At 49.4% G+C, this 24,884-nt stretch carries 28 protein-coding genes, 1 tRNA gene and 1 pseudogene; 14 read left to right on the plus strand and 16 right to left on the minus strand.

Annotated features, from left to right (window positions below; all coding sequences use genetic code 11):
* Positions 1-224: 224 nt before the first annotated feature.
* Positions 225-1,591 (minus strand): annotated as a pseudogene (locus T458_RS51365) (MFS transporter).
* 116 nt (positions 1,592-1,707) lie between these two features.
* Here T458_RS51365 and T458_RS51370 point away from each other — a divergent pair.
* From T458_RS51370 to T458_RS51385, 4 genes are all read left to right on the plus strand, one after another.
* Entirely contained in the window at positions 1,708-2,598 is an 891-nt protein-coding gene (locus tag T458_RS51370) for a LysR family transcriptional regulator (protein WP_023558966.1), read from the plus strand.
* A 117-nt stretch (positions 2,599-2,715) separates the two neighbouring features.
* The gene (locus T458_RS51375) at positions 2,716-3,525 is read left to right on the plus strand and encodes a TrmB family transcriptional regulator (protein ID WP_023558967.1); all 810 of its coding nucleotides are present in this window, start codon (positions 2,716-2,718) and stop codon (positions 3,523-3,525) included.
* Between the two features lie 85 nt (positions 3,526-3,610).
* Entirely contained in the window at positions 3,611-4,345 is a 735-nt protein-coding gene (locus T458_RS51380; protein ID WP_023558968.1) for an AzlC family ABC transporter permease, read from the plus strand.
* Complete coding sequence (locus tag T458_RS51385; protein ID WP_023558969.1) at positions 4,336-4,665, plus strand: AzlD domain-containing protein; 330 nt, start codon at positions 4,336-4,338, stop codon at positions 4,663-4,665. Before T458_RS51380 ends, T458_RS51385 begins: the two co-directional genes overlap by 10 nt.
* Before the next feature lie 86 nt (positions 4,666-4,751).
* Here the strand turns inward: T458_RS51385 and T458_RS51390 are convergent, their stop codons facing one another.
* Together T458_RS51390 and T458_RS51395 are read right to left on the minus strand one after the other, a co-directional pair.
* Positions 4,752-5,366 carry a DJ-1/PfpI family protein gene (locus tag T458_RS51390; protein ID WP_171819420.1) on the minus strand — a complete coding sequence of 205 codons (615 nt, stop codon included), beginning with the start codon at positions 5,364-5,366 and terminating at the stop codon, positions 4,752-4,754.
* 239 nt (positions 5,367-5,605) lie between these two features.
* Positions 5,606-5,694 (minus strand) — tRNA-Ser (locus T458_RS51395).
* 159 nt (positions 5,695-5,853) lie between these two features.
* Between T458_RS51395 and T458_RS51400 the strand changes: the two genes are divergently transcribed.
* Positions 5,854-6,576: a pseudouridine synthase gene (locus T458_RS51400; RefSeq protein ID WP_023558971.1), complete on the plus strand. Its 723-nt coding sequence runs from the start codon at positions 5,854-5,856 to the stop codon at positions 6,574-6,576.
* Positions 6,577-6,704: 128 nt separating this feature from the next.
* The gene (locus T458_RS51405) at positions 6,705-7,982 is read left to right on the plus strand and encodes an erythromycin esterase family protein (protein ID WP_023558972.1); all 1,278 of its coding nucleotides are present in this window, start codon (positions 6,705-6,707) and stop codon (positions 7,980-7,982) included.
* A gap of 58 nt (positions 7,983-8,040) precedes the next feature.
* Here the strand turns inward: T458_RS51405 and tadA are convergent, their stop codons facing one another.
* The gene (tadA, locus tag T458_RS51410; protein ID WP_436967339.1) at positions 8,041-8,520 is read right to left on the minus strand and encodes a tRNA adenosine(34) deaminase TadA; all 480 of its coding nucleotides are present in this window, start codon (positions 8,518-8,520) and stop codon (positions 8,041-8,043) included.
* A gap of 8 nt (positions 8,521-8,528) precedes the next feature.
* Complete coding sequence (locus tag T458_RS51415) at positions 8,529-9,131, minus strand: nitroreductase family protein (RefSeq protein WP_023558974.1); 603 nt, start codon at positions 9,129-9,131, stop codon at positions 8,529-8,531.
* A 133-nt stretch (positions 9,132-9,264) separates the two neighbouring features.
* On the opposite strand from T458_RS51415, the gene T458_RS51420 reads away from it, so the two are divergent.
* The 4 genes from T458_RS51420 to T458_RS51435 all read left to right on the plus strand — a co-directional run bounded on the left by T458_RS51420 (position 9,265) and on the right by T458_RS51435 (position 13,023).
* Positions 9,265-9,768, plus strand: a complete 504-nt coding sequence (locus tag T458_RS51420; RefSeq protein WP_252989870.1) for a ribonuclease H-like YkuK family protein — start codon at positions 9,265-9,267, stop codon at positions 9,766-9,768.
* A gap of 210 nt (positions 9,769-9,978) precedes the next feature.
* Positions 9,979-10,845: a BglG family transcription antiterminator gene (locus T458_RS51425; protein ID WP_023558976.1), complete on the plus strand. Its 867-nt coding sequence runs from the start codon at positions 9,979-9,981 to the stop codon at positions 10,843-10,845.
* Positions 10,846-10,972: 127 nt separating this feature from the next.
* Positions 10,973-11,470: a PTS sugar transporter subunit IIA gene (locus T458_RS51430; protein WP_023558977.1), complete on the plus strand. Its 498-nt coding sequence runs from the start codon at positions 10,973-10,975 to the stop codon at positions 11,468-11,470.
* Between the two features lie 113 nt (positions 11,471-11,583).
* A complete protein-coding gene (locus T458_RS51435) occupies positions 11,584-13,023 on the plus strand; it encodes a PTS transporter subunit EIIC (protein ID WP_023558978.1) in 1,440 nt (479 codons plus the stop codon).
* 64 nt (positions 13,024-13,087) lie between these two features.
* Here the strand turns inward: T458_RS51435 and T458_RS57360 are convergent, their stop codons facing one another.
* Positions 13,088-13,264, minus strand: coding sequence for a hypothetical protein (locus T458_RS57360; RefSeq protein ID WP_023558979.1), 177 nt, complete (start codon positions 13,262-13,264; stop codon positions 13,088-13,090).
* 41 nt (positions 13,265-13,305) lie between these two features.
* Positions 13,306-13,518 (minus strand): helix-turn-helix transcriptional regulator, encoded by a 213-nt coding sequence (locus T458_RS51440; RefSeq protein ID WP_023558980.1) that lies wholly within the window; start codon positions 13,516-13,518, stop codon positions 13,306-13,308.
* A 163-nt stretch (positions 13,519-13,681) separates the two neighbouring features.
* Between T458_RS51440 and T458_RS51445 the strand changes: the two genes are divergently transcribed.
* On the plus strand, positions 13,682-14,029 hold the full coding sequence (locus T458_RS51445) for a helix-turn-helix domain-containing protein (RefSeq protein ID WP_023558981.1): 348 nt from the start codon (positions 13,682-13,684) through the stop codon (positions 14,027-14,029).
* Positions 14,030-14,085: 56 nt separating this feature from the next.
* On the opposite strand, the gene T458_RS51450 is transcribed toward T458_RS51445, so the two are convergent.
* Positions 14,086-14,430 (minus strand): winged helix-turn-helix transcriptional regulator, encoded by a 345-nt coding sequence (locus tag T458_RS51450; RefSeq protein ID WP_023558982.1) that lies wholly within the window; start codon positions 14,428-14,430, stop codon positions 14,086-14,088.
* Positions 14,431-14,630: 200 nt separating this feature from the next.
* On the opposite strand from T458_RS51450, the gene T458_RS51455 reads away from it, so the two are divergent.
* The 3 genes from T458_RS51455 (at position 14,631) to T458_RS51465 (ending at position 16,801) form a co-directional block, all read left to right on the plus strand.
* Positions 14,631-15,038 (plus strand): DoxX family protein, encoded by a 408-nt coding sequence (locus tag T458_RS51455; protein WP_023558983.1) that lies wholly within the window; start codon positions 14,631-14,633, stop codon positions 15,036-15,038.
* A gap of 79 nt (positions 15,039-15,117) precedes the next feature.
* Complete coding sequence (locus tag T458_RS51460; protein ID WP_023558984.1) at positions 15,118-15,552, plus strand: MarR family winged helix-turn-helix transcriptional regulator; 435 nt, start codon at positions 15,118-15,120, stop codon at positions 15,550-15,552.
* A 37-nt stretch (positions 15,553-15,589) separates the two neighbouring features.
* Complete coding sequence (locus T458_RS51465) at positions 15,590-16,801, plus strand: MFS transporter (RefSeq protein ID WP_023558985.1); 1,212 nt, start codon at positions 15,590-15,592, stop codon at positions 16,799-16,801.
* A gap of 54 nt (positions 16,802-16,855) precedes the next feature.
* On the opposite strand, the gene T458_RS0129360 is transcribed toward T458_RS51465, so the two are convergent.
* The 8 genes from T458_RS0129360 to T458_RS51495 form a co-directional block, all read right to left on the minus strand.
* Positions 16,856-17,737 carry an IS3 family transposase gene (locus T458_RS0129360; protein ID WP_084568069.1) on the minus strand — a complete coding sequence of 294 codons (882 nt, stop codon included), beginning with the start codon at positions 17,735-17,737 and terminating at the stop codon, positions 16,856-16,858.
* Positions 17,734-18,414, minus strand: coding sequence for a helix-turn-helix domain-containing protein (locus T458_RS0129365; protein ID WP_031305320.1), 681 nt, complete (start codon positions 18,412-18,414; stop codon positions 17,734-17,736). Before T458_RS0129365 ends, T458_RS0129360 begins: the two co-directional genes overlap by 4 nt.
* 98 nt (positions 18,415-18,512) lie before the next feature.
* Entirely contained in the window at positions 18,513-19,565 is a 1,053-nt protein-coding gene (locus T458_RS51470; protein ID WP_023558986.1) for a hypothetical protein, read from the minus strand.
* A gap of 186 nt (positions 19,566-19,751) precedes the next feature.
* On the minus strand, positions 19,752-20,720 hold the full coding sequence (locus T458_RS51475) for a 2-hydroxyacid dehydrogenase (protein ID WP_023558987.1): 969 nt from the start codon (positions 20,718-20,720) through the stop codon (positions 19,752-19,754).
* 27 nt (positions 20,721-20,747) lie between these two features.
* Complete coding sequence (locus T458_RS51480) at positions 20,748-21,881, minus strand: glycerate kinase (RefSeq protein ID WP_023558988.1); 1,134 nt, start codon at positions 21,879-21,881, stop codon at positions 20,748-20,750.
* A 13-nt stretch (positions 21,882-21,894) separates the two neighbouring features.
* Positions 21,895-23,205: a TRAP transporter large permease gene (locus tag T458_RS51485; protein ID WP_023558989.1), complete on the minus strand. Its 1,311-nt coding sequence runs from the start codon at positions 23,203-23,205 to the stop codon at positions 21,895-21,897.
* The gene (locus T458_RS51490) at positions 23,183-23,689 is read right to left on the minus strand and encodes a TRAP transporter small permease (protein WP_023558990.1); all 507 of its coding nucleotides are present in this window, start codon (positions 23,687-23,689) and stop codon (positions 23,183-23,185) included. The genes T458_RS51485 and T458_RS51490 overlap by 23 nt, the downstream gene beginning before the upstream one ends.
* A gap of 142 nt (positions 23,690-23,831) precedes the next feature.
* Positions 23,832-24,872, minus strand: a complete 1,041-nt coding sequence (locus T458_RS51495; RefSeq protein WP_023558991.1) for a TRAP transporter substrate-binding protein — start codon at positions 24,870-24,872, stop codon at positions 23,832-23,834.
* Positions 24,873-24,884 lie beyond the last annotated feature (12 nt).

Below are 24,884 nucleotides of genomic sequence, written 5' to 3' on the forward strand. Positions count from 1 at the left end.
CTTTCCTCACTGTTTGGTTCATTTGTAGTGAACCGGCACACGGCAGCCGTTGCTGTAGTCCCAATGTAAATGAAATGACGCAATCTTAGCAGTAAAATCGTTTACAACGCGGTGTTTTTTCATAAATTTTCTGATAACGTTATGCTCTAAAAAACCACTTGCCCGGTCATTTCCACAAATGTTCCGTGTACGACCAGGCAAGTGGTGAAAACTGGCATCAAACCCTATGAGACGGACGTCGTCTGCTCGCGGCTAAACGAATAACGATACAGCATCAGGACAACAAGCAACAGAATTCCCAGCACCAGATAGAGATTGCTGAAGACAGCGGTGTTGACATATCCGTTCAGCGGATTCCAGTGAGTATCTGCCCCTTGGTCAACCACTTTGCTGTAGATGCCAGTCGAAACGGCACCAGCTATAAAACCCATCATCGAAAACAACCCCATCCCGACGCCCGTCTGTTCTCTCGGGAGAGCCCTCGAGATCGAATTGGAGAGTGAAATCTGCATAAACAATTGCCCCACTGTTCCGAAGATGAGGAAGCCGGCAATGAATCCGGGTGACACGCCCACAAAGACCGAAAGCAGCAAAAAGCACAACAGGATCAAGGCTGAAGCGAGCGTAAACAAGAAGGCATTTCCTTTGGTGTCTGCCAGCTTGCCAGCCCTTCTGCCCAGCATCGCCGATATTGCCGCAGCCGGAACCATGACAAAGCCGATCACCCCTGCTTCCAGCTGGTTGACCTCAGCCAGCAGCTGCGGCGTCAAAAACGGCAAGGAATACCCCATACCCATCACCAGCATCCCCATGATCAGCCCCAGCGCATACCGTTTGTTCCTCAAAAGCGAAAGAGATACAAAGGGGTTTTGCGCAAAACGAACTCGTATGAAAAATGCGATTCCTGCAGCCGCACTTCCAGCTGCTGCTCCCCAACCGCCCATCGTGACGGACCATAACAAAAGTGCCACCGCGGCAGCAAGCAGCCCACCGCCAAGCCAGTCAATCGGAGCGCCATTTCCCCGTTGATCATCCAGGTATCGGCGATAGAAAGGCAGCGTGAACAGAATGAGAAACGGGACGCAAAACAACCAGCGCCAATGAACGACACTTACAATGAAAGCCGCGAGAATAGGGCCGATGGCATTTCCGATCGCAAGCCCTGTAGCGGAGATGCCCAACGCTCGTCCGCGTGTTTCTGGCGGAAAGTAACGAACCGGAATCAACATCGCTGTTGCCGGGATAACCGATGCCCCGACCGCTTGCAGCGCTCTTCCCGCCAAGACCATCCAATAGGCCTGGGCGCAGAGTCCGACCAACGATCCGAGCAGAAATACAATGAGCCCGAACGTAAGCAGATTTTTCAGCTTATAGCTGTCGGCGAGCTTCCCGTACACGACGGAGCCCACTGCATAAATCAGCATGTAAATTGCCGTGACCCAGCTTGCCTCTGAGTAAGAAAGCTGGTATTCCGCACTCATCTGCGGAAGTACAAATTGAACATCATCGCACTCACCGAAGAAATGACCAGCGTGAAAGCGAGAATGCGTATCAAAACTTCACCGGGATTTTTCTGAATGCCTGCTTTCATTTCACGTTTCCCCCTTCCCTCATTTCAGACTACATTATAGAATGGGAGAAGAATAAGTTAAAATATATATATAATTATCAAACGATATACTTTGGTATATGAAACGGATGGTGCCAATGGAGCTGTTACAGTTGGTTTATTTTCAAAAAGTCGCCAAATTGGAGCATATGACGAATGCAGCCAAGGAGCTGCGGATTGCCCAGCCTGCCCTCAGCAAAACAATCGCCAGGCTGGAAGAAGATCTGGGTGTCCCGCTCTTTGACCGACATCATCGGCAGATCAAGCTAAATGCCATGGGGAAGGCATTTTTGAGCAAGGTAGAAACTGCCCTGACGGCGCTGGAGGAGGGACGCAGAGAGGTAGCAGATCTGGCGGGGCTGGAACGGGGAAGCATTCATTTGGCCACGACTACCTTGCATCGACTGTCGAAGCCGATCGGGGCATTTCGCGAGATGTACCCGGATGTCCATTTCCGCATTACACAGGTGTCTCCGGTAGATTTGCCCAAGATGCCGCAGCTTCTCGACCAAGGAGAGATCGACTTCTGTTTTACGGCGGCATCGCTGGACACGGACGGCATTCAGGAAGAGCCTGTTCTGACGGCAGAAGTTTACCTCGCTGTCCCTGCCCATCATCGATTGGCGGATCGGCAAAGCCTGTTCCTGCGGGAGGTGGCTGAAGATTCCTTTGTGGAATACAAGGTAGGACACCCCTTGCGGAAAACAAATGCTGACATTCTGCAGAAAGCAGGGATTCGCCCGAATATCGTATGTGAGATTGAGGAGCCAGCCGCATTGACCAGTCTTGTTCAGGCTGGGCTCGGGGTCGCTTTTGTGCCAAGGTGCTCGTCCGATGAGCCGCTCCCCTTTCCTGTTCTAAAAATCGATGACTTCCCCTGTGAGCGCTCCTATTCCATCGCGTGGAAGGAAAAGCGCTACTTGTCCCTGGCTGCCCGCACCTTTCAGGAAATTCTTGTAGCGTATTTTGCGAAAAGTGCCTCGTACTAAGGAAAAACCCGTACACATGCCCGCTGATTCGTAGGATGGCGGGTATTTTTCATTTGACAATTCTGACACCTCGTAATAACGTAAGGATAACACTAACTACTAAAAAAAGAGGTTATGATGGCGGATCTTTATCGGGAATTGCAGAAGCTCGGTTTTTCTCAATATGAATGCAAGGCCTACATCAGCCTGTTGAAGCATTTTCCGATGACAGGCTATGAAATCAGCAAACGATCAGGGGTCCCCCGCTCGATGATTTACGAGGTAGTGGGAAAGCTGGTCGACAAAGGGGCAGTATATACCGTACCATCCGAACCGGTTACCTACGCCCCTCTGTCCGCCAAAGAGCTGATCAGCCGTCAACGAAAAGAATTCGAGCAATCCTTTGACTATCTGGAAAGAGAGCTTGCGGCGCTGGAAAGCGAACAGGAAGTGGATGTCATTCGGCGCATCAGCGGAGATGACCTCGTAGTGGAGGAAATGCTTGACCTGATCGGCAAGGCCGAGGAGGAGCTCTGGCTTTCCATCTGGGAACCCCAAGTCCCGCTCATCCAGGGCGGGATAGACCGACGGGTTAAAGAAGGCATCCAGGTCTTTACGATGCTCTTTGGGAAACCGGAGAATCAGGTGGGTGTGACCTTCCATCACGATTACATGGCTCCAGAGGTAGTCGAAAAACGCATGAGCGGTCGCCTGAGCATCGTCGCCAGAGACCAAAAGGAAGTGTTGATCGCCAATTTTGCACCCAATACGGTTGCTTGGGCAGTCAAAACCCAAGATCCGGCACTGGTCCTGGTGGCGGTCGAATACATCCGGCACGACATCATGATGGCGGAATTGACCAAGGAGCTTGGTCCTGAAAAAGTGGAAGCTCTCTGGCGCAACAGACCTGAGCTTTTCCATGTCGTAACGGGCAAACGGTTCAAATAAATTTGGACCGTCTTTTCTTTCCTGTTTTTATAGTAGTTAGCTATATAACACCTATTATATGTATTCAGGGATTGGAGGAGAGGAGATGAGCCAAGAGCACATCCCGATGGAAACCTTGGCAGCAACACGAGGCGATGACACCTTTCTCAAAGGGGTAAAGGATTGCATTCCCACTCTTTTGGGCTATTTGAGCATTGGCTTTGCGGCTGGGGTTGTGGAGAAAACGGCAGGACTGAGCATTGCGGAGATTGCTTTGCTCTCGCTCGTCTTGTACGCTGGCTCCGCACAATTTATCGCAGCCGGAATGATCGCTGCGGGCGGTTCGGCTTCCGCCATTATCATCACCATATTCTTTATCAATCTTCGCCATATTTTACTGAGTGCTGCGCTGTCGCCCTTTTTCCGGCATCTTCCTCCTTTTCGCAACATGTTGATCGGCTCCTTGCTGACCGATGAGACATTCGGGGTAGCGATCAATGAGACGGCGAGGCGCAAGCAGATCAGTGAACGCTGGATGCACGGATTAAATATCACGGCCTATCTGAACTGGTTCGTCGCCAATCTTGCCGGGGCCTATTTTGGACAATGGATTGCCAACCCGGAAAAATACGGTCTGGATTTTGCCCTGCCTGCCATGTTCATCGGTTTGCTGGTCCTGTCGATGATCAGCCGCAACAGATTCGTACGGGATGGGGTTGTCGCGCTCAGCGCGGTCATCCTGACAGTGGCAATCTCTCTGGTATTTGGGAGCAATTTGGGCGTAATCGCTGCGACCTTGATCGCAGCTACGATTGGGATGGTGTTGGAAAGATGGAAGTAAGATGGGATATATTGCTGATCATATTGGGTGCCGCCTTGGTGACATTTGTCCCGCGTGTCCTTCCCCTGATGCTGCTGAGCAGGATTGCCTTGCCCGAATGGGGCGTACGCTGGCTGAACCACGTCCCGATCGCGGTCATGGCTGCGTTGATCGGACAGGAGATTTTTCTTCGGGATGGCAAATGGTCGCCGTTCACCTCTAACATCGAGCTGCTCGCTGCACTTCCCTCTTTTTTGGTGGCAATCAAGACGCGAAGCCTGCTGGGAACCGTTATCGTGGGGATCGTGACCGTCATGGCCTTGCGCTTTTGGTTCATTTGAACGTAGCTTCATGAGCCATGTGGCGGTACTCCGAAATAAAACAGGGTCATAAAATGGGATAAATATCCATATTATGACCCTTGATGTTACTCAATCGTGATGTCGTACTCCATTGTCTTGGCTGTTGTCCGAGCAATTTCCGAACCAAGCAGTTGTTTAACAATGTGGAATGCCATATTGATTCCGGCAGAAATCCCACCCGATGTCACAATGTTCCCTTCATCAACGAACTTGACATTCCTCTTTACACTGACAGCCGGAAACTCATTCTCGAGTCTATCATAGCTGGCCCAATGAGTCGTGGCCATCTTTCCGTTTAGAAGACCTGCCTTCGCCAACAGTAGAGCACCTGTACAAACGGATGTCATCAGTTGAACATTGCCCGCACGCTGCGAAATCCACTGAATGACTTTCTCGTTGTAAATCTCCTTCTCTCTGGCACCAATCCCGCCAGGAATCACCAAAATATCAAAATGTGGCGCATTGTCGAAACTGTAGTCTGGCTGCACTTTTAATCCATTGCAAGCCTGTACTAATTCTCCCGTCTCCGAAACTAGTTTTACGATAAACGGATTGGATTCCGGAGTATCCACAGGCTGATCCGGATATTCAGTAACGGAAAACACTTCGAAGGGACCAGCAAAATCAAGCACCTCAACATCATGGAAGAGAAATATACCTACACTCCACTGTTTTTTCACCATGGCTCACACTCCCAATTCCTATCTATTCCATTTAGTATACCACCCCCTATCTCCTGGTAGGGATTCCAGCTTTTTATGTAACCACGTCCATCAAGTTACGAAACTCATTCCTCAATTTACACTATCTTACTGTCTATTCCTTAAGTGAACACAAAAAATAAAGCATAAAGTGGCCAAAACGGCCACTTTATGCTTTACATTACACAACATTATGCTTCCTCTTTCATACCTGTAAGCGGAGAGAGTGGGATTCGAACCCACGCACGCCTCACGACGCCTAACGCATTTCGAGTGCGTCCCCTTATGACCACTTGGGTATCTCTCCATATGGTTTGCAGAAACATTATTTAATATAGCAAAACAATTACACAAATGCAAGTGGCAAATCCTTGCTACCCCTTGATTTGCGCTTGCTGATCGGACAAACTAGAAAGAGTGTGGAAGGCATCATGAAACAGGAACCTAACAGAAACGAGGAAAATAGATGAAACGTGAGCGTTTGGATAAAGTGTTGGCCAATATGGGGTTTGGGACACGCAAAGAAGTAAAGGCCCTTGTGAAGCAAAAAGTCGTCGTCGTGGACGGGACAATAGCGACGGACCCGGGCATGCACGTCATTCCCGAAGAACAGGAAATTGTCGTCGATGGCGAGGAGATCAACTACAAGCGCTGGGTATATGTGATGCTGAACAAACCGCCTGGCGTCGTCTCCGCGACAGAAGACAACCTGCATGAGACGGTCGTGGACTTGCTGCCTTATGATTGGGCGATCAAGGTGCATCCGGTAGGGCGCCTGGACATCGATACCGAGGGATTGCTGCTTTTGACCAATGATGGGCAGTTCTCCCATAGCCTGCTCTCTCCGAAGAAGAAAGTGGAAAAGGAGTACTTCGCACGCATCGAAGGCAGGGTAACCGAAGAGCATGTCCGAGAATTTGCCAAGGGCGTGGAGCTGGACGATTTTACGACCATGCCTGCCAAGCTCGAGATTCTTTCGTCTGGCGAAGTATCCGAGATTCGCGTCACGATTATGGAAGGCAAGTTTCATCAGGTGAAACGGATGTTTGCCGCCTTTGGATTGCAGGTCATCTACCTGCAGCGTATCCGCATGGGTCCGATCCCGCTCGATACCACCTTGGAGCTGGGCGAATACAGGGAACTCACCGAAGAAGAGCTGGAGCTGCTGAGCCAGCATATTCAGAAATAAATCGAGCAGGAGGGGGTGTCTAACCTCACCCCCTACCTCTCACACCGCCGTACAACCTATGGCAGAATATCGCCGTAGACACCTTTTCATCCCTTTTCGGCTTTGAGGTTCCAGAAAGAGAGAACGATATGATAAAAAATTTCCTGATTGCAATAAACCTGCTTATCACCATGAGTGTATTGACGGGGTTTTATTCAAAATCAACCGACACGTTGCAACAGTCATTGGAATCGAACCTTGTTCCCGTATCAGCGATGGAGCTTCCTTCAAAAACCATCATCGGATTTGGAGAGGCTACGCATGGCAACAAGGAATTTACCACGCTGAAATCAGATATTTTCAAGCATCTTGTCGAAAAGCAAGGATATCGCGTATTTGCCATAGAAGGCGATTTCGGCGGAGGACAAAAGGTCAATGAATACATAGCTGGAGGAAGCGGAACTGCACAGGAGGCTGCACAAGCAATCGGCTTTACGATTTACCATACGCAAGAAATGGCAGACCTACTAGCGTGGATGCGCTCCTATAATGAGCATCGGGATGCAAATGACCAAATTCATTTTTATGGCTTTGACATGCAACGCTATGACCATAACAAAAACGGGCTGTTCTCCTATTTAAAGAAGGTTGATCCGGCACTTGCCGCCAAATACGAGACTGCGCTTGTGAATCTGAATGATAAAACGGTGTACGATCAAAAGCTGGCCCTTGTACAGGAGGGGCTCTCCCATATTCAAAACTTGCTGGAGCGGATGAAAGAAAACAAGTCCGTTTATACCGCAAAAAGCACGGAGAAAGATTATGAATTGGCTCTGGCCTTTGCAGAGGCTATAAAGCAAAACGCTACACTGCGCGGAACGAATGCGAGCTATAACAATGCCCGCGATTCCTATATGGCGGAAAAAGCGCTATGGATTTTATCTTTTGAAAAGAAGCATTACGGCCGCGAGAATATGTTCATAACCGGACATAATGGACATATTGAAAAAACCTCTACTACAGCGGGAACGACAACCTGCATGGGAGCCTATCTCGCAAAAGCCTTGGGAGACCAATATTACGCCATAGGAAGTGAATTCTACGAAAGCTCCTTCCTAGCTAATGATGCCATCACCAACGAGCGCAAAGTGTTTACTGTAAAAAATAGTGGGAATGATCGACTCGCTGTTCGATTTGCTCAGACCAACATGCAGGCTGGCTTCCTGGATTTTGCAAAGGCAAGACATGATGATCATTTCCTTGCTTACCTGAATAAAGCCCAGCCCATCAGTGCAATCGGCGCAGTCTTTAGTGGATGGTATGGGAAAATGGAAAAGATGTATACGTTGCAGATGATTCCGGCAAAAGCTTTTGATGCCATGATTTTCGTACGAACCGCCACTCCTTCGGTCATGGTAACGGATTAATCGAATGAACGAAGAGAATGCCCTTCCGCTCATGCAGAAAGGCATTCTCTTTCCAGTTTTATTCGTCAGCAGAGCTAGCCCGCTTTTTGCGCAGACTGCGAAAAAAATCCTTCAGCAATTGCCCGCACTCTTCGGCAAGCACGCCCTCTACCACCGGAACCTGATGATTGAAGCGAGGTTCCTCCAGCAGATTCATCAAAGTCCCGGCACATCCTGCTTTGGGATCGACTGCCCCGTATACGACCTGCTCAATCCGGCTTTGCACAATCGCCCCTGCACACATGGGACAAGGCTCCAGTGTCACGTACAAGGTGCAGCCGATCAACCTCCAGCCGCCCAGCTTTGCACTGGCCTCCCGAATCGCGATCATTTCGGCATGGAGTGTCGGGTCCTTCTTCGTCTCCCGCAGGTTGTAGCCCCTGCCGACGATTTCCCCGTCGCGAACGATCACCGCCCCGATCGGCACCTCACCGATTGCCGCCGCTTTTTTGGCTTCCTCTATTGCGGCACGCATATAGGTCTCATGCTGCCCATGCATCTCCATCATCACTTTTGACTGAAGACGCCTTCAAACACCAGGGACTCCAAAGGTTGGCGTGTCGATGGCTTCTCCCGCTCCTGCAAGGCTTCCGGCAATTCTTCCTTCACTCCCTGATACCCAATCGCAATCACGATTTGTGGTTCGTATTCGGATGGGATACCCAAGTCTTCACGCGCTTTTTGCGGATCGAACCCACCCATGGCATGCGTGACCAGACCTTGGCGCGTCGCCTCCAGCGCCAAATAGCCCCATGCTGCTCCAGCATCTAACGCATGGGAACGAAGGGCGGTTCCACGCGAGCTGATGGTTTTGGACAAAAGCAGGACAAGTACAGGAGCCTTCTCGCACCAGATGCGATTGCCTTCTGCGATAAACGGATAAAAACGCTCCTTGTCTTCTTGCGTCCGAGCTACGATAAAACGCCAAGGCTGTTCGTTGCTTCCAGACGGTGCCCAGCGCGCCGCTTCGAACAGGCGGGACAATACCTCATCGGAGACGGGGTCGGTCTTATACGAACGCGGAGACCAGCGATTTAAAAAAACAGGGTCAATATCATGGCCTGCTTGTCGATTTTCTTTTACTTCAGGTGTCAAAACATTCCCTTTCATGATGATTCATACCTCCCTGGATTTTTTGCCAATCCCTACCGTCCTGTTCCCATTCACATACTCTTAGCGAGATTACATACATTAATGGTGTAAGGAAATGGGTACAAGTGACAGAAATCCTCGTTTTGGAGGGATGCGAGTGGGCTTAACCTCGACCAACCACCTATTTGACTCTTTTCATAGCCCCACCAAAGGACGATTAGCCAAAGAAGATGTCTTTTCCTTGATCGCACAGACCATCGCTTCCCATACAGGACCTTTCGAAATCATCGTGGGAGCCGATTCCCAACTGAAAAGCCGCGGTACTTTTTTTGCGCTCGTCATCACCGTGATCCGGCCAGGACATGGCGGAACCTTTTTTTATCACAAGTTCCAGGAACGTCGCTACTCATCTTTGCAACAGCGCATCTTTCAAGAGGCTGTCTACGCTGTGGGATTGGCTACGGAAGTACGTCAATACCTTCGCGACCATCAGCTCGACACCCCGGTCCGGCTCCATTTTGACATTGGCACGAACGGACCTACTCGTAAGTTTATCCAGTCCCTTCTCAGCCTAGCAGCTTCGAACCACTTTCGCGCAGAGATAAAGCCCCATTCCTTCTGCGCCTCCACGATTGCCGACAAGTTTACCCGTTAACGAGATTTCTACAGCGGAGCGCTGCCACCAGCGTGCCCGCTATTTTTCTGCCGCTTTCCTCTATTCGTTGTCTCCTCTGCGATCTCCTACCTTCCCAGCCTTCCCCAAGTGTCGATTGCTTTTTCCCAAGAATCACGCATATCTTTCCAAAATCTTTTATATAGTAACGATAATCCAATAGAAAAACCGGAGAGATCTGGGGTGAGGAAGATGGCGGGAGAAGGTGGGCAAGCTCGACCTTATACCATCACGCGCATTCTGAACCACAACGTCGTCCTGGTCGAGGAATCCTGCTCTTCACAGGAAATCGTCTTGTTCGGAAAAGGAATTGGCTACGGGATCAAACCGGGGGAAACGGTACAAATCACGGATGCTCGTGTTGAAAAACGCTTTCGACTGGAACAGGAGCACCATCAAGTGCAGTACCAGGCGATGCTGAACCAGGTCGATCCCGCTGTCGTCGGCATTGCCGAGGAAATTATCGCACTTGTAGCTCAGGAGATTACTCCCGTCTTGAATGAACACGTCCATGTCGCATTGCCGGATCACATTCACTTTGCTATTTATCGGCTGCGCAATGGGTTGGAGATTGTGAATCCCTTTTTATTTGAGGTTCAAGCCTTGTATCCCAAAGAATACCTCCTCGCCGGGCGAGCAGGCGAGATGATTCAGAAGGCTTTTTCCCTGGGTATTCCCGAGAGCGAGATCGGTTTTCTAGCCCTGCATATTCACGCAGCCGTCAGTCACACCCCGGTCAACAAAACCGTCCAGCTTACGCATTGGACCGGCGAATGGGTGAGCCTGATCGAGGAACGCGCTCAACAGCAGATCGACCGAAGCTCTGTAGATTACGTCCGGCTGATCACACATTTGCGCTTCACTGTCGAGCGGGTCCAACAGCGAAAGCCCATCAAAAACCCTCTGCAGGATCGGGTCAAAGCCATGATTCCAGACGTTTATCCCATAGCCGAAGCCCTTTGCGCATCCATCGCAGAAAAGCTGGGCGCATCTGTGCCAGAAGATGAGGTGGGCTATCTCGCCCTGCATCTGTACCGTATGTTCTATCGTCCAAATTGAATATTCACCCTGCGTGTTACTAGCTCGACTAGGCATGAGCAGCTATCCGTGACAGACGCCATCCATGCGTCTGCCAAAAAGCTGCTTCATGCCTATTTTTCTTGGCACATCATCAAAGGAGGCGCTTATGCTGTTCCGATTATTCTCGCGCAACAATCCGCAAAAGGAAATCAACGTCCTGGCTCCCTTGACTGGCAGCGTACTGCCCCTGTCACTCGTGCCCGACCCGGTATTTTCCCAAGACGTGCTGGGCAAAGGAGTGGCCATCTCGCCCACTGATGAGCTTCTGACATCACCTTTGACAGGCCGAGTCACGCATCTTTTCCCGACGCATCATGCTATCGCCATAACCAGCGACTGCGGTCTTGAGTTTCTTCTGCACATCGGAATCGATACGGTAAAGCGAAAAGGAGAGGGCTTCTCTGCGGTCGTGTCGACAGGGGATCGGGTAACGGCTGGAGATGCCTTGATCCGTTTTGACAGGATGCTTTTGCAAAAAGCGGGATTCTCCCTTGTTACGCCCGTCATCCTTACCAATCCCGATGCCATCTCCCGCTTGGAAGTAACGGCAAATGAGCAAGTGACAGCCGGGAAAGACACATTGATGCGTATCTTGCAGAAATAGCTTCTCTTCACACGTTCGGTCTTGCCTCTCCGCCCTCCATCTCCTGCTTTCTTCCCGTTCTTTATTCCTGGAGAGGCATGCTGATACAACTTTCATCCAAGGAGGGTTTACTCATGCTTGCCTTTTTGCAAAGGATTGGGAGGGCATTGATGCTTCCCGTCGCCACGCTCCCGGCTGCGGCGCTATTGCTTCGCTTCGGGGCGATCAACTACGAGACCGAGTTTCATATGGGGGCATCGGTCGGAGGCTTTCTCAACCAGCACATCGCTCCCTTCCTGTTTGCCGGCGGTTCAGCTATCTTTGACAACCTCCCGCTGATTTTTGCTGTCGGTGTCGCCATCGGCCTGGCTGGAGATGCGGTCGCTGCTCTGGCTGCGGTCATCGCTTATATGGTCCTCACTTCGGTCCTTACCAAAGTGCCTGGGGCCATCCCGTTTATAGCCGAGGATGCCAAGCTGAACATGGGAGTTCTAGGAGGTATTCTGGCCGGAGGGATTGCCGCTTACTTCTACAAAAGGTATCACACGATCAAACTGCCGGATTGGCTTGGGTTTTTTGGTGGAAAACGTTTCGTCCCGATCATCACTTCCATCGTGATGGTGCTGATCGGCATCGTGTTTGGGATCATCTGGGGGCCGATTCAAGAGGTTCTCGATAATGTGGGGAACTGGATAGTAAGTCTGGGGGCCATCGGAGCCGGATTGTTCGGATTCTTGAACCGTTTGCTGATTCCATTTGGGCTTCATCACGTCCTCAACGCGATCGCCTGGTTCCAGATTGGCGAATATACGGACGCGACCGGGAAAGTCATCAATGGCGACCTCCACCGCTTCTTCGCTGGCGATCCTTCGGCGGGACTGTTTATGACTGGCTTCTTCCCGATCATGATGTTTGCTTTGCCGGCTGCTGCGCTGGCGATTGTCCACACGTCCAAACCAGAGAATCGCCAGGTGATCGCCTCCATTTTTATGGGGACCGCACTAACCTCATTTTTGACAGGCATTACGGAACCGCTGGAATTTGCCTTTATGTTCGTGGCTCCCGTGCTCTATGTCGTGCATGCTGTCCTGACCGGGTTGTCCGGCTATATCGTGACCGCGATGGGGATCAAGCACGGCTTTGGCTTCTCTGCAGGATTTATCGACTACGCCGTCAATTTTCCGCTCTCCACCAACGCATGGGAGATTATCCCCGTGGGTCTGGCCTTTGCCGTCGTGTATTACTTCCTCTTCCGCATTCTCATCGTCAAATTGAACATCATGACTCCCGGTAGAGAAGACGAACCGGGCGAGTCGCTTGCAGCCAGCGGGTTCAGCTCCATGCGGGAAAAGGCGGAACAGGTACTCGCCAGCATCGGGGGCAAGGAGAATATCATCCAGGTGGAAGCCTGCATCACTCGTTTGCGCCTCCACGTGAAAAATGAAAATTTGATACAGGAAAAAGCGCTCAAGGATTTGGGCGCCGCAGGAATCATCAGGCTCGGCAAAGGTCAGGTGCAGATCGTCTTTGGCACCCAGTCTGAGCTGTTGAGAGATGAGATCATGAGATTGTAAGAAAGGCTGCAGCCTATTTGGAGTGGGGCGAATCTTCCTGGTGTTGCAGGGAGGTGCGCCTTTTTTATATTTTTTCGGTCTTTCCCGCTGCTTCCGCCTGCAGCTGCTTTTCAAATCGAAGGAGCCGCATCACAAAATCATCGCACGCGTCCTTGCTTTGCGGAGCCATCATCTTGATTTCATATCCGATCGTTTTCTTCCAAATCTCCAACTGACGCAGGTTGGCATCGTATGGTTTCACGGAAATTCACCCCTTGTCTCCCTCTTCTGGTGCTTGCTGATTCAGCAATACGTACGCCCGAATAGATCTTGCAGCCCGCAGTGCAGCTTTTTAGCCAAGATCGGCAGATGGCCTGCCTTAAACTCGTATTCGCCCTTTTCATATTTCAGGTAGGAAGATGCATGCTTGAACCCTAGCGATTCAGCCATCTCCTGTTGAGTCAACCCGCGCTCCAGCCTGCGTTGGATGATGTAAGCGAGATCGATTTCCTTCATTCGCTATGATCCTCCTATTAAAAATAGAAAATCCTGACATTTTCATCATATCGTTTCTGTTTTAACAAAGTCAATACAATCATTGTTATTTCGACAAAATCTGTTTTTTCCGTTTTGGAAAATTGTTAAAATGAACTTGCCATTATGGAAAGGTGGTACCAGCATGTCAGTGGTAGGCAAACGAATCAAATGGCTTCGCGAGCAAAAAAAATGGTCCCAGCTCGAGTTGGCTGAAAAGCTGGGGATTCATAATACAGTCCTATCCCGCATTGAATCCGGTGAAAAAAAGGGAGTCGACCATCATCTCATCTCCCAGGTAGCCGATTTATTTGAGATTTCGACGGACTTCCTGCATGGCAGAACAGACACCCCCGCTCCCTTCTGGCAACAAGCCTCCGTTCGTGAGGAGCATGCTCCGTTTCTGAATTTGGAGGGGTTGAGTCTGGATGATTTGGAAGAAGTACGGACCCATATTGAATATTTGAAATGGAAAGCCAGGAAATCCAAATAGGAAGAGGCTGACTCGAAAAGATCGTGATGAAAAACGACCTTTTGAGTCAGCCTCTTCTATTCATCTTCGCTTGATTGCGCAACATCATCCAACTCGATCCACGTTTGGCACCAGCTTTCAATTTCCTTTAACGCCGGTCCCAGGGCAAGCCCTTTTTGCGTCAGCGAATATTCTACGCGAACGGGAGCTGAGTCCGTATAAACCTCGCGATGCACCAGACCTTCTTTCTCCAGATCCTTCAATCGTTCCGAGAGCAGCCTTCCGCTGATTGGCAGAGCGGCTTCCAAGGCGCAAAATCGCTGCGGCCCCGACAGCAACTGGTAGATAATAAGCCCTGTCCAGCGTTTGCCGAGTAGCTGCATGCCTTTTTCGAACCTAGGACAGAGGGAAGACTGTTTCATACCTATCACCTCATTCTCCTTCCAGTATACCGCTGTTTTTGAAATCCATCAAAACGTATGAACTGGGTTGTCGCCCAATGCCGAATCTTGTCCCCTTTTATTGGGAATAAAGATTGGGTTGACATCATATATTATTATTGTATACTAACTAATGAAAAGTAATCAACTTACTTTATATATTTACTGGAGGTTGTACACTCATGAATCAACGTTTTGAATGGAGCTTACTCTTGATACGCGTCGTGGCAGGGATCACTTTTCTGGTCCACGGTATCGTCAAATTTCAAATGGGCTTGGACAACGTCGCCGGTTTTTTTGGCAGCCTGAGTCTGCCTGCTTTTCTTGCTTATCTCGTAACCTTTTTGGAAACAATTGGCGGACTTGCGCTCATTCTCGGTTTTGGTACGCGTATTTTCTCCGCTTTGCTGGGAATCGTGATGGTCGGAGCGATTTTTACTGCCAAGCTGGCGGGCGGCTTTTTGGGAGATGGCTCGGGTGCCGGTTACGAGTTGGATCTCGCACTGCTGTCCATGCTGCTTGCTCTGGTCATCAGCGGAAGCTCGCGTTATAGCGTAGATTCATTGTTCTCGAATCAAAAATCATCTTGACCGATACTCGAGAAATATGATACTTTTTTAAATGTCATGACATATATGTCATGACATTTATTTTGTTGGAGGGGATTTTTTGAGACTGGACGACGCATTGGGATTTGCCATCAACAATACGGGACGAGCCGTCACGCGCCTCCTGATGACCGCATTCGCCCCCTATGATGTGACACCAGAACAATGGTCCATATTGAAGCGATTGGAAGAAGGCGATGAAATCTCCATCAAAGAGTTAAGCAAACGAGTAGGAAAAGATCAAGCAAATGTGACGAGAATATCCGACTTGTTGGAGCGCAAGGGACTGGTCTTGAGAAAACCGAATCCGGAAGATAAGCGATCATCGCTGGTTTGTTTGACGGAAGAGGGAAAGCAAATCATTCGCCAGCTGGACCCGATCGATGAGCACGTCCAACAAGTTCTTGTGAAAGGGATAGCCGAGCATGAGATGGAGCTGGTAAAACAATTGCTCACAAAAATGAGAGAAAATTGTAACGCGGAACTTCAAGGTTAGACGAAATACGTTTCCGTGGGGATTGGAGAGATCATCATTGGAAAGACAGCCCCTGTGGCGCAAAGACTTTCTTAGCATTTGCCTTAGCAGCTTGTTTCTTTTTATTACGTACTACGCCCTGGTGGCTACGCTGCCGATCTATGTCATGGAGATATTGAACGGCGGTGACCGGGAAGCAGGATTGACATTGACCGCCTTTATCATCGCGGCCGTCCTGTTTCGGCCGTTGGCAGGCAAATGGGTGGACGAGCTTGGCAGGAAAAAGATATTCCTCCTCTTCTCCGCTGTATTTATGGTATCCACGTTTCTGTACTTCGGGATCGCGAGCCTCGTGTTTTTGCTCGCTCTTCGCTTCGTTCACGGTGTAAGCTTCGGCTTTGCTACGACGGCCATGGCTGCTATTGCTACCGACCTGGTTCCCGACGAGCGAAAAGGGGAAGGGATCGGCTACTACGCGATGTTTATGAATATTGCGATGGTGATTGGCCCGTTCATGGGGTTGACGATCATGCACCAGCTCGGCTTTACAACGCTCGTGGTGATATTGTCTGTGCTGTCTATTCTTTCTTTCGTATGCGGCGGGCTCACACGCGTTCTCGAACACAAACGCTCCGTGAAGCCAACAGCCAACAGAGCCTTTCATTGGAAAAATTTCATTGAACCGGGTGCCGTACCTATCTCCCTGACTGCTTTGCTGCTTTCTTTTGCCTATAGCGGACTGCTCTCTTTTATTCCTGTTTATGCAAAAGAGCTGGGGATGATGGAGGTCTCGAGCTATTTCTTTGTCATTTACGCCATTATGATTGTTGTATCCCGTCCTTTTACCGGGAGATTGTTTGACCGGATGGGGGAAAACATCGTCGTATACCCCAGTATCATCCTGTATGCCATCGGATTGATTCTCCTGAGTCAAGCACATACGCCGACCATGTTTTTGGTGGCGAGCGGCGTGATCGGACTCGGGTATGGCAGTGTTTTTCCGAGCTTTCAAGCCATCGCGATCAAATCTTCCCCGACGGAACGCCGCGGCTTGGCGACCGGGACCTACTTTCTCTTGCTGGATACCGGGATGGGAGTTGGATCGTTCGTACTCGGGATCATTGCCTCGTCTACGAACTATAGCTTCATGTTTATCCTGTCTTCTTTAGTGGTTGTATTTGGGGGGATCGTGTATTATACCTTGCATCATAAAAGGGCCGCGAGAAGGAAGCGGCAGGAAGGTTTGCAGGTTGTGAAAGGTCAAATGTAAAAAGGAAAAATGAACTGCACCCCGTCAAGTAGACAGTACAAATAAGTAAAAGTTTTAAGCGGCCTTAGTTCTGAATTCCGTGGGACTGAGGCCGTTTAACTTTGCCTGTAATCGCTCGTTATTGTAAAAGTGGATATAGGTATCGATGTCCTTCTTCAACTCTTCAAACGAGTTGTATGTAGTCAGGTAATACATCTCGCATTTCAAGGTTCCCCAGAAAGATTCCATTGGTCCGTTGTCAATGCAACGGCCAACACGTGACATGCTTTGGGTAATGTTTGCTTTGTCCAGTTTCCTCTTAAAAGCCGTCGAGGTGTATTGAAACCCCCGGTCACTGTGAAGCATAGGAGTAGCGCCCGGCGTAGCCTCAAGCGCCTGGTCCAGCGTTTTAAATACGAGTTTGTTGTTGTTCGAATGCCCGAGCACATAGGAAATAATGTTGTTGCTATGGAGGTCCAGGATGGCGCTGAGGTAAGCTTTCTGACTATGTCCATATTTGAACTCCGTTACATCGGTCAGCCACTTCTCATTGAGCGCTTCAGCATGGAACTTGCGGCCTAGCAAGTTCTCGGCAATATGCTGTGGAGCGGAACGCGGGTATTGCTTTTTCTTCCTACGGATTACCGACTGGATCCCTGCGAGGGTCATGAGCCGCCGAATTCGTTTGTGATTAATGGGTTTGCCTGTTTGACGACGGAGCTGGACAGTGTGCCGCCGGTAGCCGTAGATGCCGCGCACCTGCTCATGAAGGGTCAGCATGTCCTTCGTCAGTTGCTCGTTTTCTTGTTCCTGCGGGCTGGGTTTGTGGTTTACCCACTTGTAATAACTGGAGCGCTGAATCTGTGCAACCTCACACAACAACTGCACGCTAAACCCTTGTTCTTCATGTACCGCTTGTATGGCCACATACACATGCCTCCGTCGATGTCTGCTCAAACTCGCCTCCTTTGAATTTCCTTCAACTTTTTTAGAAACGCATTCTCCGCTCTAAGCCGTTCATTTTCATATTCGAGCTTCTTCATCTCCAGCTTGTGACGCTCGGCCTCGGTTAACTCCTCAGACGCTTTCTTCCGTCCTCGCCCGTCCTGAAGCGCATCTTGTCCGCCGTTCTCGTACTTCTTGACCCACTGGTACACTTGGTTGTAGGAAACATTAAACTGCGCTGCTGTTTTCCCATAGTTGCGCTTATGTGCCATACAGTAAAGCACGATATCAATTCGTTCCTGCCACGTAGTAGAACGTCCTTTGGTCATAGCCGATGCTCCCTCGTTAACCGATTTAAAGCTGCTATGACTATTATACTTGGCAATCCAGCTTCTGAGCTGAGTTCGGCTTGCAATTTTGTATGTATCGATGAGTTCATATTGTGAATACTTCCCCGACAAATAATCTTGAACCGCTTGAAGCTTTAATTCGGGGGAATACCGGTTATTCTTGATTCGGATTTCTAACCCTTCCATTCCGTACAATTCATACTGATGCCGCCAAGCTCGCAAGGTCTTCTTATGGAGATTGTACTTGTGGGCGACTTCCACCAGAGTGCCCCCACCTGTTTTCAACTCCTCCAAAATCGCCAATTTCTCCGCGCCACTATACTCATTCTTCTTAGCCAAAAGAAATACTCCCCTCCAAGTAGTAGGTTTGTTTTTTAAACCTGTCTACTTAAAGGGGAGCATATCACTATGAGGAGGGCTTTGCTTTACCACCATTCCTATTTCACTTCTACCGTAAAATCCTTCAACGGTCGGCCTGACCAGCCTTGCTTCAATGAAACGATAAATCTGTAGCTAGCTTTCGGTGCGTTTTTGCTGGCTTTTACTTTGATTTGGACTGTTGCCGTTTCTCCGGGCATGAGTTCCAGGTCTTTTTCAGGATCTGTCATCACCTTTACCATATTGGGGCTGTTGTAGGCGAAATGATAATTGACATCAATGGTGTACTTAGCGGTGTGGACTCTGCTGTCGTTGGACACCTGAACATTTTCAATGAGAATTTCTTCACCTGGGGACAACAAGTATTCACCATTGGCATTCATTCCGGCTTCCGTAGATGTACTCTGTGGCTCTGGTGCTGGTGCTGGTTTGTCTATAGCTTGAGGTTGTTCGATTGGTGGCGCAGTCACAGTCTGATTTTGTGGGTATTGTTTTATCAAGTAAACAACTACATCATTGGTTTCAGGATAATGGTCCACTTTTACCATCGTATAGCCGGTAGGGGACTGATAGAAATCAACGTTGCCTGAATCTGTTGTTTTTGCAAGGCTGGTCAACCATGGTTTATTCAAAATTTCCTTTGTTCCCTCGTATGTCATGTAGCTAATGTATTGGTCCTGGTCATCGAAAAAAATGGACAAAGAACCGTATTGATAACATAAGCTCCTCGTCTCGCCATCCACGTAGGACTCAGACATCGGGTTCCCCAGCAACGTTTTCACTTCTTCTTTTGTTAAATCAAAAGTAAGTACCTTTTCCGTGCCATTCTGATTGTAAACAGCTGCATACTCGTCCATCTGAAGAGATGCATAGAAAGGCTCAACCGTTGCTACAGACGGATTGTTTACCGTTTCAACAACAGGAGGGGGCGGTTGGGGTTCCGCGTCATTCGCTACTTCCGGCGGAGTCGTCATTTTAACAGCGGTGGGTTTTGGGGAGTCAAAAACGAATTGATTCAACAGGAAAATAGAGCCTCCAGCTATTCCAAGAACGGTTCCGATCACAACCATGAATTTCCCTAACTCGCTTTTTGCGTCATTGTTTTTTGCCAAGATGAATCCTCCTATAATACAGGCCGTTGATTACTTCTTTGTGTCTTTATTACTTATTACCCGCTAGCGAAGATTCGTTAAACATGTGAACCTTCTCCTCTTCCGGACCTGAACCAGCGAGGATAATCGTTCCCACGCACATCAAAAAAGCTTCGATCCCAAAGCGGGATGAAGCTTTCGTTCTTTTTAAGCGTGATTTACGCGATTCTGCGGCGTCTCTCCCATTACTCCTTGGATCAGATTGGCCGCAGCCAGCTCTGCCATCCGTGTCCGCGTCTGGATGGACGCACTGCCGATGTGTGGCAGCGTGACCACATTGGGCAAAGTCAGAAGCGGATGATCAGGATCGACTGGTTCCTGCTCAAATACATCAAGTCCCGCTGCCCAAATCTTGTTCTGTTTCAACGCTTCATACAAGGCTGCTTCATTGACAATGCCGCCACGGGCCGTATTGATGAGAATCGCCGATTTTTTCATCAAGGACAGTTCTCTATCTCCGATCAGGTTCCGTGTCTCTTCCGTATACGGTGTCATCACACAGACAAAATCGGATTCCCGCAGCAAGCTGTCCAGATCGGCAAACTCGATTCCCCATGTTTTTTCCGCTTCTTCCTTGCGACTGCGATTGTGATAGAGGATACGCATGTCAAAGCCTTTTGCCCGTTTCGCCAGCGATTCGCCAATCCGGCCCATGCCAATAATCCCGAGCGTCGCCCCATAGATATCCTGACCGGTTAGCAGCATCGGGGACCATGTTTTCCAGCTTCCCTCTCGCAGAAAATCAGATGCTTCCACAATTCTGCGTGCGGTGGCCATCAACAAGGCAAACGTCAAATCTGCAGTGGTTTCCGTCAGTACGCCGGGAGTGTTGGTCACGAAGATGCCTTTTTCGGTAGCCGCAGCTACGTCGATGTTGTTATAGCCAACAGCCATATTGCTGATGACTTTTAACTGCTTCGCTTTTTGCAATAGCTCCTCGTCAATCGTCTCCGTCAAGAGACAGAACAAACCGTCAATGTTTTCGATTTTTTCTTCCAATACGTCGCGTGGGACAGGAACGTCTTCTTCCTCCCACATCTCAACCTGACAGACTTCGCTGATCTTCTCCAACGTGCTATCGGGAATTCGTCTCGTAATATATACGTTTGGTCGCAAGGTACACCATCCTCTCTGAAAACTTCGCTATGCGAACCGCTTCATGAACCTTATTATCTGCTCCACTCGTTCCTGTACCCATCCTTCAGCCTGTTCCATCGCCTCATCGAGACTGCAAGGCTTGGGCACGATCGAAAAGCCTGCAAGCAAACCGATCTCATCCATCTGCTCACTAGTCAGCTCCATGCCTCCACAAATGGCGATAGTCGGTATCTGATAAGGCTTTGCTTTCTTGCATACGCCAGCAATGACCTTGCCAGCCATCGTTTGTTCGTCCAGCTTCCCTTCGCCCGTGATGATCAGATCGGCAGCTTGTATGTTTTGCTCAAATTGAATCGCGTCCATGACAAGCTCAATTCCGGATTTGAATTCTGCATGAAGGAATGCCAGTAAGCCAGCCCCCATCCCGCCAGCAGCCCCGCTTCCGGGCAGATGACGGACATCGACTCCCAGCTGCTTTTCTACTACGTCAGCAAAACGGGATAGCGCCATGTCCAAACGCTGTACCATCTCTGGTGTAGCTCCCTTTTGCGGTCCGAAGACAGCCGATGCTCCATTGGCACCGCATAATGGGTTGTTCACATCGCTGGCGATGGTAAAGGTAGACTCTTGCAGCCTTTTGTCCAATCCGGAGAGGTCCATGTAAGAAAGCTTTTCGAGTGAAGCCCCGCCTTTCGGTAGCAAAACGTCATCCTGATCGTAGAATGAAGCCCCCAACGCTTTCAACATGCCGACTCCACCGTCATTGGTAGCGCTTCCGCCCAAACCTATGATGAATTTTCGATAGCCTTCGTTCAGGGCGTGTACGATCAGCTCCCCGGTTCCGAAGCTGCTTGTGATAAGCGGATTTCTCTCATCGGGCCTCAACAGGGGCAGACCAGAAGCCTGAGCCATTTCGATAATCACTGTAGCATCGTCGCCAAGGATGCCATAGACTGCTCGAATGGGCCTGCCCAATGGGTCGTTTACCTGTACGAGCCTGGTTTGGCCTTTGGTGGAATAAACCATGTTCTCCACGGTTCCTTCCCCACCGTCTGCCAATGGCAGCTCGATCACTTCAATCTCCGGATCCACAGCATGAATGCCCCTGCGCGCAGCTGCGCATAAGTCTCGGGCAGATATCGAACCTTTGAAGGAATCCGGTGCTACTACGACTCTCATTCCGTTCCCCCTTCTACTTCAAGATAGATGGCAGCCAGAGAGATATCTGCGGTAAATAGGTTACCAACAGAATATCAATAATTAGAATCAAATAGAACGGCAGCATCGCCTTCATGATTTGTTCGATGCGTAGTCCAGCAATCTGACAAGCGACAAATAAGTTTACTCCAATAGGCGGCGTAACCATTCCAACCGCCAGATTCACAATGATGATGATTCCAAAATGGAGCGGATCAATACCGAATTGCATGGCAACAGGTGTCAAAATCGGCGCAATAATGACAATCGATGCCCCAGTCTCGAGAAACATCCCGACCAGCAGCAAGAGTAGATTGACGAGCAAAAGGAAGACGATAGGACTGTCAGAAATAGAGACAAACCAGTTGGCGACGAGGCTCGGAACCTTTTCAGCCGTAAGTACCCAACCGAGCAATCCTGCATTTCCGATAATCAGCATGATAACAGACGTCGATAAAACCGAGCTGCGCAAAATCTCCATTATTTTTGTCTGATTTAAGGTACGATAAACAAACAGACCGAGGACTAGCGCATATCCGACAGCGACTGCTGCTGCTTCTGTAGGTGTAAATATCCCGCCATAGATTCCTCCGAGAATGATGACTGGCATTAACAGAGGCAATACCGCCTTGCGTAGTGCATCCCATCTTCCCTGCCAGCTCAACATTTTTGCTTCCGCCTCTTGCTCTTCTGCGCTCAGCACTTGTTGACCGTAGCCATTTCGCTTGCTCACGAGATAGATCACCAGCATAAGAGAGAGGCTGATGAGAAGCCCAGGACCGATACCCGCCAGAAATAAATCCCCGATCGAGATCGCTGTTCCTGCACTCAAGGCGAAGATGATCATCGGAATGGAGGGGGGAATGATGACACCCAGTTCACCCGAAACCGCCTGGACAGAAGTCGAAAACGGCTTTGGGAAACCTCGCTTGACCATTGCCGGGATCAGGATGCTGCCAATTGCTGCGGTCGTCGCGGCACTTGACCCGGAAATCGAAGCAAAAAACATCGCAGTCAATACCGTCACCATACCCAATCCACCCGTCATGCGGCCAACAATGGAGTTAGCCAGGTTGATCAGGCGTTGCGATATTCCGCTGTACTCCATGATATTCCCGGCAAGGATAAAGAACGGAATGGCCATCAACGGAAAGGAGTCAAGGGAGGAAAATACTCTCTGGATCACGACTTGCAGAGATATCCCGCTGTCCATCATAGCAAAGATACTAGCTAGTCCCATCGAAAAGGCGACCGGGATGCCCAGCGCAAACAGAATGATCAAACTAGAGAATAAGATCCCCGCCATTCTTCTCCTCTCCTTTCTCTGTAAAAATTTCGATCAGGACAACAATACTGTTCAAAAAGGCCAGAATTGCTCCTACCGGAATCGCAGCATACGTCCAGGCAACCGGAATATCCATAGCCCCTGTGCTTTGCCCCACCAGATTCGCCATGATGCCGAAGCCGTATTTGATCAGAATGAACAATAAAACGAGATTAACCAGGACGGTAATAACCTCCAGCACCTTTTTCACCATTTTGGGAACAAGCTGTTGGATCACTTCAACAGAAATCAAAAGCCCCTTGCGTAAAGCGATTGCCGTACCCAAAAAAACGATCCAGATCATTAAGTAACGTGATAGCTCCTCTGACCACACTAGCGGGTTTCTCAAAATATATCTGGCGAAAACCTGAAAGATCGTAAGCAGCGAAATCAATCCAAAGATGACGGCAATCAGATTAAAGATCCAGCAGTTCATGCGATCTGCTACTGCAATTACATGTCTCATATGTCCTCCTCGTAACGTAGCACGCTTACATTCCTTCTCAATCACCCCCGTATGTATCCATCCTCATTACATACAGGGATCATCGAAAATGGCTGAGAGGAGGGGGGAAAGGATTGCCCTTCCCCCCATTGCTCGTGACTGTTTACTTGGCAGACTGAATTTTTTCGTAGAGTTCCTTCACTTCAGGGAATTGCGTATCTACGAAGCCTTCCAGTTTGGCCTGGAATGCTGCCAGATCAGGTTCAACCAAAGTCATACCTTCCTCCTGCAGCTTGGTCAAAAACTCGCTGTTGCCCTTATCCACCTGTTCGATGACATACTTTTTGGCTTGGCCATTCGCTGCTTCCATCAGAGCATTTTGTTGTTCTGGGCTGAGGGAATTGAACTTGTTACTGCTGATGACCATCGCGATCGGTTCACGAACGTGCTCCGTCTTGACCAGGAACTTGTTCACTTCACTGAATTTAGATGAATAAATCAGAGACAGCGGATTCTCCTGTCCGTCAATCACACCTTGTTGAATGGCTGTGTACACCTCGCCAAATGCCATTGGAGTAGGTGCAGCTCCCAGCTGTTGGAAGGATTTTACAAATACAGGGCTTTCCGGTACGCGAATCTTTAATCCACTCAGATCTTCAGGTTTCTTCACTTCTTTGTTCACAGTCAGCCAACGAGCACCACGATCCCAGTAGGTTAATACTTTATATCCCGACTGCTGTTCGATGGCTGCTGAAACTTCTTTACCTACTTCACCGTCATACACTTTGTTAAAATGCTCTTGATTTTCAAACATGAAAGGTACTGTAAAAATCTTCGCAGCATCAGAGGAACCGGACAGAACACCCGCGCCCCCGATCCAGATATCCGCTGTACCCACCTTCAATCCTTCAAGAAGGTCCTTGTCTTTCCCTAATGTTCCATCTCCAAATACTTCAATTTTGACAGAACCATTGGATAACTTGTCCACTTCCGCTGCAAACTGCTCTACGGCTTGTGAATGGATTTCAGAAGCTGTCCATACATGGCCCAAGTTCAGTTTTACCGCACCAGCAGTCTCCGCCGGTTTACTTTCACCTGCTGCCGGCTGACTGCCTCCTTCATTGGTAGCTGGCGATGAAGAACAACCAACCAGCAATGACAATGCTACTGAGAAAACACCTGCTGCTTTCATCCACTTCTTCATGTCTATCTCTCC

Source organism: Brevibacillus panacihumi W25, from assembly GCF_000503775.1.
GTDB classification, from domain to species: domain Bacteria; phylum Bacillota; class Bacilli; order Brevibacillales; family Brevibacillaceae; genus Brevibacillus; species Brevibacillus panacihumi_A.

What these genes read in the sequence shown, in the direction of transcription:
- T458_RS51375 (WP_023558967.1), top strand. Translation starts at nt 2,716, where the DNA reads ATGGCGGATCTTTATCGGGAATTGCAGAAGCTCGGTTTTTCTCAATAT.
- tadA (WP_436967339.1), bottom strand. Translation starts at nt 8,520, where the DNA reads ATGCATGGGCAGCATGAGACCTATATGCGTGCCGCAATAGAGGAAGCC.
- T458_RS51380 (WP_023558968.1), top strand. Translation starts at nt 3,611, where the DNA reads ATGAGCCAAGAGCACATCCCGATGGAAACCTTGGCAGCAACACGAGGC.
- T458_RS51370 (WP_023558966.1), top strand. Translation starts at nt 1,708, where the DNA reads ATGGAGCTGTTACAGTTGGTTTATTTTCAAAAAGTCGCCAAATTGGAG.
- T458_RS51435 (WP_023558978.1), top strand. Translation starts at nt 11,584, where the DNA reads ATGCTTGCCTTTTTGCAAAGGATTGGGAGGGCATTGATGCTTCCCGTC.
- T458_RS51445 (WP_023558981.1), top strand. Translation starts at nt 13,682, where the DNA reads ATGTCAGTGGTAGGCAAACGAATCAAATGGCTTCGCGAGCAAAAAAAA.
- T458_RS51495 (WP_023558991.1), bottom strand. Translation starts at nt 24,872, where the DNA reads ATGAAGAAGTGGATGAAAGCAGCAGGTGTTTTCTCAGTAGCATTGTCA.
- T458_RS51420 (WP_252989870.1), top strand. Translation starts at nt 9,265, where the DNA reads ATGCGAGTGGGCTTAACCTCGACCAACCACCTATTTGACTCTTTTCAT.
- T458_RS51405 (WP_023558972.1), top strand. Translation starts at nt 6,705, where the DNA reads ATGATAAAAAATTTCCTGATTGCAATAAACCTGCTTATCACCATGAGT.
- T458_RS51480 (WP_023558988.1), bottom strand. Translation starts at nt 21,881, where the DNA reads ATGAGAGTCGTAGTAGCACCGGATTCCTTCAAAGGTTCGATATCTGCC.
- T458_RS51415 (WP_023558974.1), bottom strand. Translation starts at nt 9,131, where the DNA reads ATGAAAGGGAATGTTTTGACACCTGAAGTAAAAGAAAATCGACAAGCA.
- T458_RS51490 (WP_023558990.1), bottom strand. Translation starts at nt 23,689, where the DNA reads ATGAGACATGTAATTGCAGTAGCAGATCGCATGAACTGCTGGATCTTT.
- T458_RS51385 (WP_023558969.1), top strand. Translation starts at nt 4,336, where the DNA reads ATGGAAGTAAGATGGGATATATTGCTGATCATATTGGGTGCCGCCTTG.
- T458_RS51440 (WP_023558980.1), bottom strand. Translation starts at nt 13,518, where the DNA reads ATGAAGGAAATCGATCTCGCTTACATCATCCAACGCAGGCTGGAGCGC.
- T458_RS51450 (WP_023558982.1), bottom strand. Translation starts at nt 14,430, where the DNA reads ATGAAACAGTCTTCCCTCTGTCCTAGGTTCGAAAAAGGCATGCAGCTA.
- T458_RS51425 (WP_023558976.1), top strand. Translation starts at nt 9,979, where the DNA reads ATGGCGGGAGAAGGTGGGCAAGCTCGACCTTATACCATCACGCGCATT.
- T458_RS51485 (WP_023558989.1), bottom strand. Translation starts at nt 23,205, where the DNA reads ATGGCGGGGATCTTATTCTCTAGTTTGATCATTCTGTTTGCGCTGGGC.
- T458_RS51455 (WP_023558983.1), top strand. Translation starts at nt 14,631, where the DNA reads ATGAATCAACGTTTTGAATGGAGCTTACTCTTGATACGCGTCGTGGCA.
- T458_RS51430 (WP_023558977.1), top strand. Translation starts at nt 10,973, where the DNA reads ATGCTGTTCCGATTATTCTCGCGCAACAATCCGCAAAAGGAAATCAAC.
- T458_RS51400 (WP_023558971.1), top strand. Translation starts at nt 5,854, where the DNA reads ATGAAACGTGAGCGTTTGGATAAAGTGTTGGCCAATATGGGGTTTGGG.